The organism is Schlesneria sphaerica, assembly GCF_044336245.1.
Classification (GTDB): domain Bacteria; phylum Planctomycetota; class Planctomycetia; order Planctomycetales; family Planctomycetaceae; genus Schlesneria; species Schlesneria sphaerica.
This window is the reverse complement of record NZ_CP172346.1, coordinates 4,837,029-4,852,556: the sequence shown is the minus strand read 5'-3', so window position 1 is coordinate 4,852,556 and position 15,528 is coordinate 4,837,029. Positions and strand designations below refer to the sequence as shown.

The following is a 15,528-nucleotide window of genomic DNA, read 5'->3' as shown; positions in this document are numbered from 1 at the left end:
TTTTCTGTCGAGGGATATATTGGAGAAACAGCCATTTACTCCAAGACGAACCAGAAAGCCGTAGTGGCAACCGCAATTGTGTCAATTACTGGAACGCTGGTCGTTCAAAGGTTAATTGCTAGATTTGCTCAGCATGAAACGAACGCGTCTCTCAGAAGAAGTCTTCAAACCCAATTTTGGTTAGCAAGCCTTCGGGTCATGAGTCCGATCATGGAGATCTGAATCATGGCTTCGCTGGTCTCGGGGTTATGCTCATAGTCCTTGCTATGCCGTCGGTGCCGAGCCAGCCAGGCAAAGGTTCGCTCCACAATCCATCGCTTTGGCAAGACGACGAATCCGCTGGTGTTCGGCGGCCGTAAGATCGTCTGCAAGATCCATCCGAATGGCTCTTTGACCCACTTCGGTAGTCCATCTCGTCCATGGGCGCTATCCGCAAAGATTCGGCGCAATCGACCGAACGGCTCAAGTTTGTGCAGAAGGTAGCAAGCGCCGTCCTGATCCTGCCAGGAGGCGGCATGGACGACGACTCCCCAGATGAGCCCCAGCGAATCAACGGCGATGTGCCGCTTACCACCAGTCCCCTTTTTCCCTGCATCGTAGCCTCTTTCCGCTCCTCCTTCCGCGGTACGAATCGATTGGCTGTCGATGATGGCCACGCTCGGCGTTGGTTTCTTGCCAGCCGCCTGACGAACCTTTCGACAAAGGGCTTCGTGGAGCGAATTCCAGACTCCGTCTTGACGCCAGCGCCAGAAAACGGTGTAAACCGTCTTCCATTGAGGGAATTCGCGAGGCAAGGAACGCCACTGGCAACCGGTTCGATTCAGGTACAGGATCGCATCCAGAATGGTTCTTCGGTCCACAGGCGGTCGCCCCACTTTGGCCCGCTTAGGCAATAGTTTTTTTTCAATGACGTTCCATTGCTCATCCGTGAGGCTGCGGGGACAATCCTTCATGATCGCTACGGCTCCGACTTCCTTGACCTGAGAATCCATGGATGCGGAGTCGTAGCGTTTTTTTACGCTTCAGGCAATTTGAAGACCTTCTCCGAGTATCCAACATGCCCTGCTATTCTGCATGGAATGAGTATCTAACACCCGATACCCCTGAATATCTCAGAGCAGAAGAGGCGGTGCGGGCGAAACTCGGCGCCGTTAAACACATTGTAAACTACTACTACAGGGCGCATGAACATACGTTGCCGTGTTTGCAAGCGGGAACCGCTATTGATCCACTTCGACAACCGCGGTCACGCAAAGAAATGGCCATTCGAGAGGCGATTTGTCATCACTTTGCATGCGACGGAATTCATTTCTGCACTCTATACGATGTGTGCTCCCTATTGGACGGAGAACAGAAAGATGACCGGGCTTACCTGGCAGTGATCCTGCCTTGTGCGACGCTAATGAGAACTCAAACCAGCAGATTCAAGGTGAGCTACGCTTCGGATGACGAGAGCTGACAGAATCGGTTCACGGAGCGGCAGGGATTAATGGCGTTATTCAGACACAGAGGCTTGATTCCACAGTGGCGGTGAGCCACGGGTACACGGATCGATTTTGAAGTCGGTAGGCTTCGGAGACCGTCTGCGTTCTCTCAATGAAACGACTGCCTGCTTCGCTTTGGGTAACGAAAGAGAGCTTTCGATAACTCACGGCGGGGCGCCGTGCGCGTTCGCCGTCTAATTCGTCGGCTCAATTTCTGGAGCCTCCGTGAACGTCCAGAGCCACTCCTGAAGTTGTACAATTCCTCCCACTTTCCCACGAGTCGCTTGTTCCCGCTGAAGTCACGACGCAATAACAGGCGTGCGACCCTTTCAGCAGTTTTCGCTGATCGATGAACTTGAGTATCGTTTTGGCGAAGCTTGCCTGCGAGCTTCGTTTTCGCCGATCCGCGAGCATATCGTTCATCCGCAGATTGCGCAGAGTTACGCAGATTTGAAGTCAGGGACACTGATCTGCGAAAATCAGCGTCCTCTGCGGATCAGTGGGTGATGAGGAAAGCTTGTGCCCGTTTTTAGTAGCAGGCTCAAGACCATGGGCGGTTGGGATTGGTAAACTGAAACAGTATTGGAAATTCCGGGGGCGAGTCGATTGAATCTGGTGATCGTCTCTCGCCTTTTCTGGAAAGCGCTCGCTCGTGAAACACCTCTTTTTCCCGGTGATCGGCCTTGGGTCCTTCCCCTGTCGGGCGGGCTAGTGGAAAGCGAAACGGCTCTTTCTCGTGTGATCGGACTGGTGGGCTGTTTTTCGGACGTGCAGTCTTTCCATGGACTCGCGATGATCGTGGATCTGACCACCATCTTTCGGAACATGATTCCTCATGGCGAGACAACATCGACTATTGATCGGCGGATTGTTCCTGATTGTGATCCTGGCTTCGATTTGGCTGAGCCTCTCGCGCGATGAGTTTGTTCCAGCTCTGACGGAGACGCTCCCTTATCCGGTTGTCGTGCAGAGCGTCGCGCCGGAACTTGTCTCGTCCAGACAGCTTCCCCCCGGCCCGGGCTTTCAATCGCCGAAGCCGGTGATTGCCGCTGATCGCAGCGGCGGCGTCGTAGTCCTGTCGTACGGACTTGTGAACGATCCGCTGGCCAGCGACATTCTTGCCTGGAGATCGATTGACCGCGGCGAGACGTGGGGGTTGCCGGAAAATCTGACCGCTCGATCGACAGCAGGGGAGCTTCGATTTGATCCGTGGGTCGAGACGGATCGTCGCGGGCACTACTATGCCGTTTACGCTTTGCGTTCCGCCGGGCAGACCCTCTTTCGACGGTCTGACAACGGCGGTGCTTCATGGTCGCATGAGATGCCCATCCGCTGGCGGCATGGTGACCGACCCGTTCTCGCTGTCAGCCCCAACGGCCGACGAATTGTGATTGCCGCCAGCATGAGTGAACCCGTCCCCGGCGCAGCGACGACGCCGCTCGATGGAAATGCTCCGAATGTGCATGAGCTTCTGAGAGCTCGGATTCGCCATTATTCCGGCGTTTTCCTCTCGAACAATTTCGGCAAGTCCTGGCACCGCCTTCCACCCCCGTTTGGAGAGTCGACCCAGGCGATCCCCTTCTCGGTGGTGATCGACGATGATCGACAGATCGCCGCCTCGTGGATTGTGGACGGGGATGGCTCGACGAGCCAACTCAGCGTGACCGACGATGATGGAGAGACATGGCGCAACACGGTTCTGGTCGAGTCCCTGCAGCCGGATCGACCGCACCCTTTCAACGGTGAGCGATTTCCGGTTGTGGCGCGAGATGGTTCCGGCCGGTTTCATACGGCGTTCATTACAGCCAGAGCCGAGAAACTGTTGACTCGCTCCAGTTCTGACGGACGCGAATGGGGCGACGCAACTCAGCACTCGCATCGCTCCGCCGAAGAAGTTCGATTGGCCGCGATCGACGCGATCGGCCCCATGGTGCACGTGGCGTGGATCGAACGGCAGGGGGAGACCTGGCAAGCCTACTATCGAGGATCATCGGATCAGGGGAAAACATGGATTGATTCGATCTGCTTATCGAACTCCATTCAACTTAAGAACGGTACGATTGTCGACGGATTCCAGATCTACGGCGACGATGATCAATCCTCCCTGCGGGACGATGGACAAGGGCGAGTGCATGCGGTGTGGAGCGTGCAAGGGGGGATCGTCATCCATTCGGTCATTGACTGGCAGACGGAATCGCCAATCGGAAAATCGCTGACCAACTAAGCGAGACACCACTACACGAAGTGCAAGTCGCTGTGCAGGAACGTTTGCGGTGAGGGTCCGGGGGCCCCTCGGCTCTACAGGGCCATGATGGACTGCCTTGCGTACCCGGATTGGCCGCTCATGTGAATCCTTCATCCGCAGATTGCGCAGAGGGACGCAGATTCTGGAGACAGGACAAGCCAATCTGCGAAAATCAGCGCAATCTGCGGATTAGGGGGCGATGAGGAAAGCCTGTTCCCGTTTTTCGCAGTGGGCTCAATAACAGGGGCGGTTGGGATTGGCAAACTGAGACGGTGCTGGAAATTCTGGGGGCGAGTCGTTTGAATCTGGGGATTGTCTCTCACCTTTTCCGGAAAGCGCTCGCTCATGAAACACCTCTTTCTCTTGGTGATCGGCCTGTGGTCCCTCCCCTGTGTGGCGGGTGAGTGGAAAGCGAAATCGGCTCCGCTCATGACGAAGTGGGCGGCGGAGGTTTCACCTGCGAATGCGCATCCGGAATACCCTCGTCCGCAACTGGTTCGTAAAGACTGGCTCAACCTGAACGGCTTGTGGGATTACTCCATTGAGCCGAAAGAGGCCGCCCGGCCGGGCCGGTGGCAGACGGAAGCGATTCTGGTCCCCTTCCCTGTGGAATCGGCTCTGTCAGGCGTGATGGAACTGGTGGGACCCGAGCAGAAGCTCTGGTATCGCCGTACCTTCCAGATCCCGCGAAAGGACGATGCGGTCGACCCCGCCTGGGTAAATCAGCGGGTGCTGCTGCACTTTGGCGCGGTGGACTGGGAAACTACCGTTTTCGTCAACGGACATGAGGTGGGAGGCCATCGCGGCGGCTTCGATCCCTTCAGCTTTGATATTACTTCGGTCCTCAAACCGGACGCCGAGAATGAACTGATTGTCGCCGTCTGGGATCCCAGCGACGCAGGCTATCAGGGTCGAGGTAAACAGGTCCAGAAACCGGGTGGAATCTTCTACACCCCCACCACTGGAATCTGGCAGACAGTCTGGCTGGAACCCGTCCCCCAAACGTATATCCGTGATGTCACCATCGCTGCGGATCTGGACCAGCGACAACTGACCATTCAGACCGACGTCGTGAACCCGCAGCCGGGATGGAAACTGGGGATTGTCGTCCGGTCGCAAACCGCCACGGGAGGGATCACACACCGACGCTGGCAGACCGATCTGAAGGCCCCTGCGCGGATCACACTCAGCGATCAGGATCCGAACTTTTCCTCTTACATCTGGTCCCCCTCGAACCCGCATCTGATCGATGTCCATGTGGCACTCGTCGAGGATGAATCTGCCGATCTGCTGGGCTTCGGGCAGGAGTGGTTGCCGAAGGATCCGGCTGTGATTGAGGCCGTCGATCCTGTTCCGCTGGCCGACCTTGTCAGTGCCTACACCGCTCTGCGGAAGATTTCTGTGGGAAAAGACGCTCAGGGAATCACGCGGATTCTGCTCAATGACAAGCCCCTGTTTCAGGTGGGGCCGCTCGATCAGGGGTTCTGGCCCGACGGTCTGTATACCGCACCGACGGACGAAGCAATGAAATTTGACATCGATCAGACGCGGGCGTACGGGTTCAACCTGATCCGTAAGCACGTCAAAGTGGAACCGGCCACCTGGTACCACCACTGCGACAAAACGGGAATGCTGGTCTGGCAGGACATGCCCAGCGGAGATCGCTCGGCCCCATGGGACCCGTTCGGCAAGTTCGACAGTCAGGAGCTGACTCGTTCAGCCGAATCGGCAGCTGACTATCGGCGGGAATGGAAGTCGATTATCGGCGCGCGCCGCGCATTCCCCTGCATCGTCATGTGGGTTCCCTTCAATGAGGGGTGGGGGCAATCGGATACGGTGGCGATTACGAAGTGGACGAAAGAGTACGACCCTGGCCGACTGGTCAACTGCGCCTCGGGAGGAAACGACTTTCCCGTGGGGGATGTGATTGACGTGCATCGGTACCCGGGGCCAGTGGCCCCGATTCCGACAGCCGACCGGGCTGCTGTCCTGGGGGAATTCGGGGGACTTGGCCTCCCTCTGGACCATCACACATGGCAATCTCGTGAGAACTGGGGATACCGCAGCTTTGAAGACCAGGCGTCCCTGACCGCTGCATATCTGGATCTGTTTGATCAGCTTCATCCGCTGATCGAAAAACCGGGGCTGTCGGCCGCGATCTACACTCAAACGACAGACGTCGAAACTGAGGTCAACGGCCTGATGACCTACGACCGCAAAGTCCTCAAGATTCCCGTGGAGGCGGCGGCGAAAGCGCATGCGGCCTTGTTTCAGCCCGCCCGGCAGCTCAGCACGGTTGTCCCCACGTCCAGAGAAGAAGCGGTCACGTGGCAATATACGCTGGAGAAGCCGAACGACGGCTGGGAAAAACCGGCATTCGATGCCACTGCCTGGAAGTCCGCGCCGGGTGGCTTCGGTGAAAAGTCGACACCCGGTTCCGTCGTCAGAACAGAATGGAAGTCGAATGATATCTGGCTGCGGCGGACGTTTGATCTGAAGACCAATCCCAAGGGGGAACTTCGGCTGATCATGCACCATGACGAGGACGCAGAAGTCTACCTGAACGGCGAATTGCTGAAGAAAGTCAGTGGCTATTCGACCGACTATCGGCAGTTTCGTCTCAGTCCTCAGGCTCAGAAAGCACTCACCAGGGGAACCAACACGCTGGCTGTCCATTGCAAACAAACGGGGGGCGGCCAATACATCGATGTGGGACTCGTCGAACTTGCCGAATGAGCGGTCCCCCCTCGTTAAATTGTAACGGTTATCGAGGCAGAGCCGGGCGGCACCGCATGTTAAAGTTTAACGAATTGGCTGGCTGTTCAGGGCCACAACAGCAGAAGTGCTGCCAGGAAGTCGTCTCGACGATACATCCGGCATGGATGACTTCGAGCTAGAACAGTTGAGAAAACACCCGCAGTGGACTCTGGTACTGCAACAGTATCAGCAACTCCATACGCAGGGACGCAACGATTCGCCCGAGTTTGATGGATGGACTCCCAGGATCTTCCACGTGGAAGAGGTCCCTGTGGAAGAGCTATCCGGCATCCACGGGAAGCTGATCGCGTACGGATTTCTCAAGTTCGACCTGGCAGGCCGTGACGGTGGTCTGCGGTACCAGTTGACTCCGCTGGGCAAGCAGGGAATCCAGGGACGCATCAGCGAAGACGAGGACGGTGACGACGTGGCAGTCCCTTCTGCGACCGACTCCGTAATTGCCGAACCCGAACTCGCCGAGCCTGTACTGACTGGCCCCGTGCTGGCTGAACAGGGCGAACTGGTCGAGGCCTGAGAACTACTCGAGATAGGTCCCTTTTCCGGCACCGCTTTCATAGTCCTTCGCGAGTTGCTCTGCCGTCTCTTTTGACAGAGCACCGGCATCGACGCGTGCGGCCAACTGCTTCTTGTACGATTCCAGGAGCTGCAGTCTGTCATAGCGGGCGAACTGCAGCATGTCGTTGATGCGGCTCCCTGGGACCAGTTTGGTCACGTGGTATCGGCCGTCGGCGTCGATCACCACCTGAGCTTCGTTGGGATTGCCGAACAGGTTGTGGTGACTTCCCATCACCTCCTGATACGCCCCGGTGAGGAAGATTCCCAGGTAATAGTCCTCACCATCCTGCCAGCGGTGCAGTTCGAGCGTCTCTTTCACATCCTTCAGATCGATGAACTTGTCGATCTTTCCATCGCTGTCGCAGGTGACGTCGACCAGCGTCGCGAAGTCTGACGGAATCTCGTTCAGGCGGTGGATCGGAACGATGGGAAACAATTGCTTGATCGCCCAGCTGTCCGGGGCTGAGCGGAACAGAGAGAAGTTGCACAGGTACTTCTGAGCCAGAATTTTCTTCAGTGCTTCAAACTCATCATCGGGGAACTTGTCCTCTTCGGATTCTTTCAGAGCCCGGGCACAGACTTCCCAGAACAGCACTTCCCCTTTCGCCCGATCTTCGAGACTGATTAACCCCAGATTGAACTGCGTATGCAGTTCGTCTTTGTGTTCGAGGGCATCGTGGTAGTACTCATTATAGTTCTTGCCGTTGATCCCGTCGCACAGGTCTTTGAGTTCCGTGATGACTTGAGGATCGTCGTTGTCGATGGTCACGACAGGGACATCGTCGGCGAAGGTTTCGATCTCATCGCGAATCGACGTGATGAAGACCGTGTGATAAGCCGTCATGAACCGACCGCTCTCCGTCACCAGATGCGGATGGGGGACATGCTCTTCATCACAGACAGACTTGATGGTATAGACGACGTCGTTCGCGAACTCCTGCACGGTGTAGTTGACGCTCGAGTCATAGCGCGTCTGTGAGCCATCGTAGTCCACGCCCAGACCGCCGCCGATGTCGAGGAACTCGATCTCGCAGCCGATCTGCCGCAGTTTTGAGTAAACGCGTGCAGCCTCTTTCATCGCGTTCTTCACACGTTTGATGTCCGTGATCTGCGACCCGATATGGAAATGCAGCAGCTTCAGGCGATGGTCGAGTTTGTTTTCCCGCAGCAGACGAACACAATCAAGCAGTTCTGATGTCGTCAGTCCGAACTTGGCGGCGTCACCCCCGGACGAAGCCCACTTCCCCGACCCGCGTGAATAGAGCTTGGCGCGCAGGCCGATCCAGGGAGCCACCCCGGTCTGCTGGGCCAGCTTGACGACCATCTTGAGCTCGTTCATCTTCTCGACGATGATGACGACCCGTTTTCCTGCCTGCACAGCCAGCAGCGCCGTGCGAATGAACGCTTCGTCCTTGAAGCCGTTACACAACAGCAGCGATTCGGCATTCTGCTCTTGTGCCACCGCCGCGTAGAGTTCTGCTTTTGAACCACACTCCAGCCCGACTCGGTAACGATTGCTGTCCCGTAGGAACTCTTCGACCACTTCACGTCGGGGATTCACCTTCATCGGAAAGACCGGATAGTGCAGCCCGTGGAAGCCGTACTGGGTGATGGCCGAATGGTAGGCCGTGGAAAGCCGTCGCAACTGGCTGGTCAGGATCTGGGGGAATCGCAGCAGCAGGGGTGACTGCTGCTTCTGTTTTGACAGCAGATCATCGACGAGATCCTTCAAATCGACTGACCGCGAATCACCTTGGACGGGACGGACAACGACGTGCCCCTTGCCATTGATATCGAAATATCCGGCTGACCAGTTCTCGACGCCATACGCCTGTTGGATTCGCTGCAGAGTTTCGTCATTCATGACGGATCGATTCCCGATTGAGTAGGAATTGAGAGTGATTGCTTACTGACCGACGTACTGAGCTCAAACTGCTGAATCTCACGGACTGGCCTGGCATGTTCCTGCATACTGTGCAACACGAAGCAGGATGGCACCAGCGAAGCCGCAGCGGAGCGGATCTCCGCGTCGGGAAACGGCTAAACGGCCCATGGCAAGGGGCTGGACTTCAGACCTGCCTGCAGGTTTTCGACCGTCATCTGCATCATGCGGTGACGCGTGCGATTGGACGCACTTCCCAGGTGAGGCGTGATCACAATATTCGTCAGCGACAGTAACGGATGGTTGCGCGGAAGGGGTTCGGGATTGGTCACATCCAGCCCCGCTCCGGCGATGCGTCGAGAGTTAAGTGCCGCGAACAGGGCGTCATGATCAACGACCGCCCCGCGTGCCATATTCAGCAGGATCCCCGTCGGTTTCATCAGCCCGAGTTCACGCGTACCGATCAGATTGGTCGTTTCGGGGGTCAGAGGGCAATTGAGCGCCACAAAGTCCGACTGTTTCAGCAGATCATCGAACGCTGCGTACTCGACGCCGAGGTCCCGTTCCGCCTCAGTGTCGCGGTTACGGTTGTGATAGAGCACCCGCATATCGAAGGCCCGGGCACGGCGAGCGACCTGGCGGCCGATCCGTCCCAGTCCGACAATCCCCAGCGTGCTGCCCGAGACTTCGTAGCCGATCAACTGAGCCGGATCGTAATGAGTGAATTCGGCAGAACGTGCGAACTGATCCCCGACGACGACGTTGCGGGCGGTCGCCAGCAGAAGTGCCATCGTCATGTCGGCCGTCGATGCGTCGAGACAGCCGGGTGTGTTCCCGACGGGAATCTTCCGTTCCCGAGCCGCTGCCACGTCAATGTGATCGACTCCGACACCATGATTGCTGATCACCTTCAGGTTTGGCATCCGATCCATCAGCGGTCCATCGACGCGGGGATGTCCGAATGTCAGGACGCCCACAGCACGGGCCAGACTCGGCGATTGCGGCGACTCGTCCCACTCAAGGATCTCAATATCCGGACCGAGCATCTCACGCAGGACTGGCGGAAGTCCATCACCCATGATGGGAACTGGCGTCGTAGCGGATGTCATTGAGAGTTCTTTCGGATTGACGGAAATTCGAAATCGAACATCGCTGAATGGGGGACGGGGACCTCTGCCTGTGTTGCTCAGCAATTCCGTGAAGGGGAGTTCCCGCCACGTCGTCGCCACCAGGAAATCAGGGCTCCCTTCGCCTTTATCAAACGTTGTTCAGGACTACATCGCAGCTCGTCGACCCGGCTTCTGCTTGAGTGGAGCCTCGTTTCCACACCCTGCGGAGGTGGGGAGCATTTTCCCGGGACTGCAGCGACCCGAGGGATTGAAACAGTCGCGAATGGACCGCATGACGTTCAGGTCTTCAGGAGCGAACAGTTTGTCCATGAAGCTGATTTTTTCGACGCCGATGCCGTGTTCCCCCGTGACGCTTCCCCCCAGTTCAATGCACTTGCTGAGGATCTCGTCGCTTGCTTTGAGAACTCGTTCCACCTGTTCGGCATCCCGTTCATCGAATAGTAGAATCGGGTGGATGTTGCCGTCTCCCGCGTGGAAAACGTTCACGATTCGCAGTCCGTGCCGGATCCCGCAATCGATGATGTGTTCGAGAATCTGCGGCAGCTTGGTGCGGGGCACAACGCCGTCCTGCGTGCAGTAACTGGGACTCAGTCGCCCAATCGCACCGAACGCCTGCTTGCGGCACTTCCACAGCAGGAGTCGCTCTTTCGTCGAATTCGCCTGCCGAACTTCACGTGCCCCGTTTGACGTACAGAGGTTGATGATGCGTTGCGCTTCTTCGTCGACCGCGACTTCCAGGCCATCCACTTCAATCAGCAGGACCGCACCGGCATCGAGCGGAAATCCAAAATGGAACGCCTGCTCGACGGCACTGACAATCCCCTGATCCATCATCTCAAGTGCCGCGGGAACGATCCCGGCCCCGATGATTTCGCTGATCGCTTTCGTGGCGTCGGAAACCGTTTCGAAGATTCCGAGCATCGTGCGGTACGCAGCGGGATCGCGTGTCAGTCGGACGATGACTTTTGTCGCGATACCGAGGGTTCCTTCGTTGCCGACGAACAGACCGGTCAGATCGTAGCCGGGCGTTTCTTCTGTCGGTCCACCTAACTGGACGACTTCACCACTGGGCAGCACGACTTCCGCCCCGAGTACGTGGTTCACGGTCACGCCGTACTTGAGCGTGTGGGGTCCCCCGGAGTTCGTGGCGAAGTTTCCGCCGATCGTGCAGGCTCCCTGACTCGAAGGGTCCGGGGCAAAGTGATAACCACTCCCCTTCAAGTGCTGTGTCAGGTGCACATTGACGAGTCCCGGTTCGACCACGGCATAGCGATCGCGGTAGTTGACTTCCAGAATCTTCCGCATCCGGGTGAGCGCGATCATGACGCCCCCCCCCACGGGCAGGCATCCCCCGGCGAGACTGGTTCCCGCCCCGCGGGGAACGAAGGGGACATCGAACTCGTTGCAGATTTGCACGATCGCAACGACTTGTTCGGTCGTTGTCGGAAAGACGACCACATCGGGCGATTTCTTATCGACGACGAATCCATCGCACTCGTAAACCAGCAGTTCTTCGGGATTGAAAAGCAACGACTCTTCGCCCACCACGGCCCTTAACCGTTCGAGAAGCTGCTGAGGTCGATGAGTCGTCCGAACGGGTTGAGCCAGGGATGTGGTCATGAGGATCGATTTGTTTCCAAAGGCGCAGTGGTTGTCGAGAACTGCACGAGAAAAACCAGGAGAAAATTACCTTAGACAGTGCTGTTAGAAATGGGAAGACACAGGCCCGGATCACGGGCGACTTTCTCTTGCGTGTGCAAGACCGAGCCTGCTCCTTACGATTTCTGGCACGGGAGCCCATAGGCGGGATTTCCGACGGAATCATACGGGGCGGCTTCGCTAACGAGAAATCTGCCCTGTCTTCGACCTGACCGAACCCCCTGGCCACTCGGGTTGTCCTCATTTTTTTGTGCCTGCGTACGTCAATTGCTCAACGATGCCAGGACGGCGGATGTGGTTTTCACGTCTGCATGCAGTTACAATTCCATCCATTGAAGAAAACTCATCCGGCAGACGGGGCAGTCGTGTCCGAGGTGGATGAGCGAGAGGGTTCGACATGATGAGGGCGGGGTCGACATCGCCGCCGACATTTGCCGATCTGCCGCTGTTCGCATGAACCGATGCCGGTTTCCACGCTGATTCTCGTTTTGTTCTGTGAAAGTTGACTATGTCTGTTGTTTCCTCCACGGTTCCATCCTCAGCATACGACCCGGCAACGTCACAGGTTCCGGATGCGGAAGGCCGCTTCGGTGAATTCGGTCGGCGGTTCGTCCCCGAGACGCTGATGCATGCGCTCGAAGAACTGACGGTCGAATACACCCGAGCCAAGGCCGATCCCGCCTTTCATAAGCAACTCGATTCCCTGTTGCGTACCTTTGTCGGCCGTCCGAATCCACTGTACTTCGCTGAACGACTGACGAAGGAATGCGGTGGAGCCCAGATCTATTTCAAGCGAGAAGATCTGAATCACACCGGCGCTCACAAGATCAATAACACGATTGGACAGGCGCTGCTGACCCTGAGAATGGGGAAGAAACGGGTCATCGCCGAGACCGGAGCCGGTCAGCATGGCGTTGCCACAGCGACCGCGTGTGCCCGCTTCGGCCTGCCCTGCGTCGTCTACATGGGCGAAGAAGATATCCGCCGACAGAAACTCAACGTCTTCATCATGCGAACCATGGGGGCCGAAGTCCGCCCGGTGACCAGTGGCTCACGCACTCTCCGCGATGCCATCAACGAAGCGATGCGCGACTGGATGGCATCCGTCGCCGATACCCATTACATCCTTGGTTCCGTCGTGGGCCCTCACCCCTTCCCGATGATCGTCCGTGACTTCCAGTCCGTCATTGGGAAAGAAGCCCGCTCGCAATGCCTCGAAGCGACCGGAAAACTCCCTGAGGAAGTCGTCGCCTGCGTGGGGGGCGGTTCGAACTCGGCCGGTATGTTCTATCCCTTCGTCGACGACACGACTGTCGAACTGAGCGGTGTGGAACCGGGCGGACGGGGTCCGAATCCCGGAGATCATGCCAGCACCCTCTCGTACGGTAACAAAGGGATCCTCCACGGAACCTATAGCTATGTCCTGCAGGATGAGGATGGGCAGACGTCGGACGTCCATTCGATTTCGGCCGGTCTCGACTACCCCGGCGTCGGCCCTGAACATGCCTACTGGAAAGACACTGGCCGTGTGAATTACGTGAATATCGGTGATGACCTGGCACTCAAGACCCTCCAGCATGTGGCTCGTACAGAAGGGATCCTGCCCGCGCTCGAAAGCTCACACGCAATCGCTTACGCGTTGCAGCGAGCCAAACAGCGCAAGCCGTCGGACGTGATTGTCGTCTGCCTGTCGGGACGTGGGGACAAAGACGTCAATGAAGTCGCTCGACTGACCGGCAAGGACCTGTAATGCCCTTGCGGGAATTCTCGCAGGAACCTTGCAGGGAGACTGCCAGCTCGCTCCCGCGCTAAATCGATGAAAGCCAATGAAGAGGCCCCTGGCGCTGAGTTCAGCGTCAGGGGCCTCGTGTTTTTCAAACTGCCGCTCAGTTGGACATCATCGGGCACTCGACCGGAGTCGGGCCGCCGTCAGCGTATTCTCAAGCAGCATGGCGATCGTCATCGGGCCAACTCCGCCGGGAACGGGGGTGATTGCGGAGGCGACTTCCGACACCGGTCCGAAGGCCACATCCCCCACCAGTTTGTCACCAACCCGGTTAATGCCGACGTCGATCACGACGGCCCCCGGCTTGACCATATCGGCCGTGACAAACTCTGGTTTTCCGATCGCCGCGATCAGGACGTCGGCGGTACGGGTCAGTTCGGGCAGGTTTTTCGTGCGACTATGGCAGATCGTGACCGTCGCGTTCGCCGTCTCCCCTTTCTGAACAAGCATCATCGCCACAGGCTTACCGACAATCTCACTTCGCCCCAGCACCACGACATGCGCCCCATCCAGCCGAGTCCCCGACTCCCTCAGCAGCACCTGAACACCGTGCGGGGTACAGGGGAGAAATCGAGGACGCCCCTGAGCCATTCGACCGACGTTCTCGGGGTGAAAGCAATCCACGTCCTTCGCGGCCGACACCGCGTCCAGTACGGTGGTTTCGTGAATCTGATCAGGCAACGGCAACTGCACGAGGATTCCATGCACCGTCGAATCTTCATTCAGTCGGGCAACCAGCGCAAGGAGTTCCGCCTGGGTCGTCGTCGCAGGGAGGCGGAAGACATCACTATCGATTCCGACCTTCGCACAGGCGTTTTCTTTATTTCGGACATAAACCTGGCTGGCAGGATCATCGCCGACGAGGATGGCGGCCAGCTTCGGCGTGATGTGAGTCTTCTGGCGGAACTCGGCAACGTCTTGCGTCAATCGCTCACGGATCGCAGCAGCGATTGCCTTTCCGTCGATTAACTGAGCGGGCATTTGATGAACTTTCGTTTCAGGATTCTACCGCGAAAAGGGTAGTTTAATTGAGAAGACCGTAAACAACGATTGGATTCAGACTCTCAGGGGGTCGCTCGTCGTTCGATGCGAGCACCCGTTCGTGCTTGTTGAACGGTCTGGGTCCACATCTGTTGAGACAGCCGCCCCATGATAACAGGTCGGACATCCTCAAGACTGAAATCTCCCACCTGACGTTCTGTGACCTGGATCAGGTGCACGCCGACCGGTGAGACGATCGGTTCGCTGATCTCACCGATTTTGAGGGCGAACGCCGCATGAGAGACCGCCGCGGGTAGTTTTCCCTGCCAGCCGAACAGTCCCACATCCCCTCCACGCGCGCGAGTCGGCGATTCCGAATACTTCATCGCTGCTTCCGCGAAGGTCAATTTCTTCACCATCAAATCATTTCGGACTTCGGCCAGCACCTTCTTCTTTGCTTCCACCACGTCAGCGTCTAAAGGCATGGGCAGCTTCAACACGATCTGGTTGGCACGAAGCTGAGTTCCATCCAGTTCCTGCTTATGCTGCTCGAAATAGTCTTTGACCTGTTCGGCAGTCACCGTCTTCCGGACATAGACCTGCCAGGCAAGGGGCAGGCCGAGTTCCGCTTTCAGTCGGCTGGACGAATATCCCAGTTTCGCCAGGACAACGGCCGGATCTTCCCCTCCCTTGCGAATGTAGGCTTCCGCTTTCGAAATCTGAAACTGCACTTCCTCTTCGGGGGGCTCAATTTTCTGAGACGCCAGGAACTCCCGAATGAGCTGTCGATCAATCAATCGCTCGATCACTTTGGGCATTTCTTTACCGCGCTGGTCCGGCGCGACACCTTGCTGCGACAGAGCGAAATCGACATCCCCTTGCGTAATCGACGCTCCATTCACACTGGCGACGGTGGCAGGCGCATCGTCAGCAGCGGCCAAGGCCGTAAAACAGCACAACCAGACCAGTCCTATGGCGGCCATATTCGAGACTCTCCCGGGCTTCAAAATCAGAACCGGGGACATGGT

10 protein-coding genes are annotated in these 15,528 nt (G+C 57.4%); 4 read left to right on the top strand and 6 right to left on the bottom strand.

The genetic code is table 11. The annotated features are described in order from the left end of the window. Window positions 1-164 precede the first annotated feature (164 nt). Window positions 165-992 carry an IS5 family transposase gene (locus tag ACGY09_RS17690; protein ID WP_397568765.1) on the bottom strand — a complete coding sequence of 276 codons (828 nt, stop codon included), beginning with the start codon at window positions 990-992 and terminating at the stop codon, window positions 165-167. Between the two features lie 1,327 nt (window positions 993-2,319). On the opposite strand from ACGY09_RS17690, the gene ACGY09_RS17685 reads away from it, so the two are divergent. The 3 genes from ACGY09_RS17685 to ACGY09_RS17675 all read left to right on the top strand — a co-directional run bounded on the left by ACGY09_RS17685 (window position 2,320) and on the right by ACGY09_RS17675 (window position 7,021). After that, on the top strand, window positions 2,320-3,708 hold the full coding sequence (locus ACGY09_RS17685; protein ID WP_397568764.1) for a sialidase family protein: 1,389 nt from the start codon (window positions 2,320-2,322) through the stop codon (window positions 3,706-3,708). 366 nt (window positions 3,709-4,074) lie between these two features. After that, window positions 4,075-6,465, top strand: coding sequence for a sugar-binding domain-containing protein (locus tag ACGY09_RS17680; protein WP_397568763.1), 2,391 nt, complete (start codon window positions 4,075-4,077; stop codon window positions 6,463-6,465). A gap of 142 nt (window positions 6,466-6,607) precedes the next feature. Continuing rightward, window positions 6,608-7,021, top strand: coding sequence for a hypothetical protein (locus tag ACGY09_RS17675; RefSeq protein WP_397568762.1), 414 nt, complete (start codon window positions 6,608-6,610; stop codon window positions 7,019-7,021). Window positions 7,022-7,024: 3 nt separating this feature from the next. Here the strand turns inward: ACGY09_RS17675 and speA are convergent, their stop codons facing one another. From speA to ACGY09_RS17660, 3 genes are all read right to left on the bottom strand, one after another. Then, complete coding sequence (gene speA, locus ACGY09_RS17670; protein ID WP_373653659.1) at window positions 7,025-8,926, bottom strand: biosynthetic arginine decarboxylase; 1,902 nt, start codon at window positions 8,924-8,926, stop codon at window positions 7,025-7,027. A 176-nt stretch (window positions 8,927-9,102) separates the two neighbouring features. Then, the gene (locus ACGY09_RS17665) at window positions 9,103-10,053 is read right to left on the bottom strand and encodes a 2-hydroxyacid dehydrogenase (protein ID WP_397568761.1); all 951 of its coding nucleotides are present in this window, start codon (window positions 10,051-10,053) and stop codon (window positions 9,103-9,105) included. Window positions 10,054-10,218: 165 nt separating this feature from the next. Then, window positions 10,219-11,694 carry an FAD-binding oxidoreductase gene (locus tag ACGY09_RS17660; RefSeq protein ID WP_397568760.1) on the bottom strand — a complete coding sequence of 492 codons (1,476 nt, stop codon included), beginning with the start codon at window positions 11,692-11,694 and terminating at the stop codon, window positions 10,219-10,221. A 547-nt stretch (window positions 11,695-12,241) separates the two neighbouring features. On the opposite strand from ACGY09_RS17660, the gene trpB reads away from it, so the two are divergent. After that, window positions 12,242-13,483: a tryptophan synthase subunit beta gene (trpB, locus tag ACGY09_RS17655; protein ID WP_397568759.1), complete on the top strand. Its 1,242-nt coding sequence runs from the start codon at window positions 12,242-12,244 to the stop codon at window positions 13,481-13,483. 147 nt (window positions 13,484-13,630) lie between these two features. Here trpB and folD read toward each other — a convergent pair whose 3' ends face one another. Both folD and ACGY09_RS17645 read right to left on the bottom strand, forming a co-directional pair. Next, window positions 13,631-14,500 (bottom strand): bifunctional methylenetetrahydrofolate dehydrogenase/methenyltetrahydrofolate cyclohydrolase FolD, encoded by an 870-nt coding sequence (gene folD, locus ACGY09_RS17650; protein WP_397568758.1) that lies wholly within the window; start codon window positions 14,498-14,500, stop codon window positions 13,631-13,633. An 83-nt stretch (window positions 14,501-14,583) separates the two neighbouring features. Next, window positions 14,584-15,483, bottom strand: coding sequence for a peptidylprolyl isomerase (locus ACGY09_RS17645; RefSeq protein WP_397568757.1), 900 nt, complete (start codon window positions 15,481-15,483; stop codon window positions 14,584-14,586). Between the last annotated feature and the right edge of the window lie 45 nt (window positions 15,484-15,528).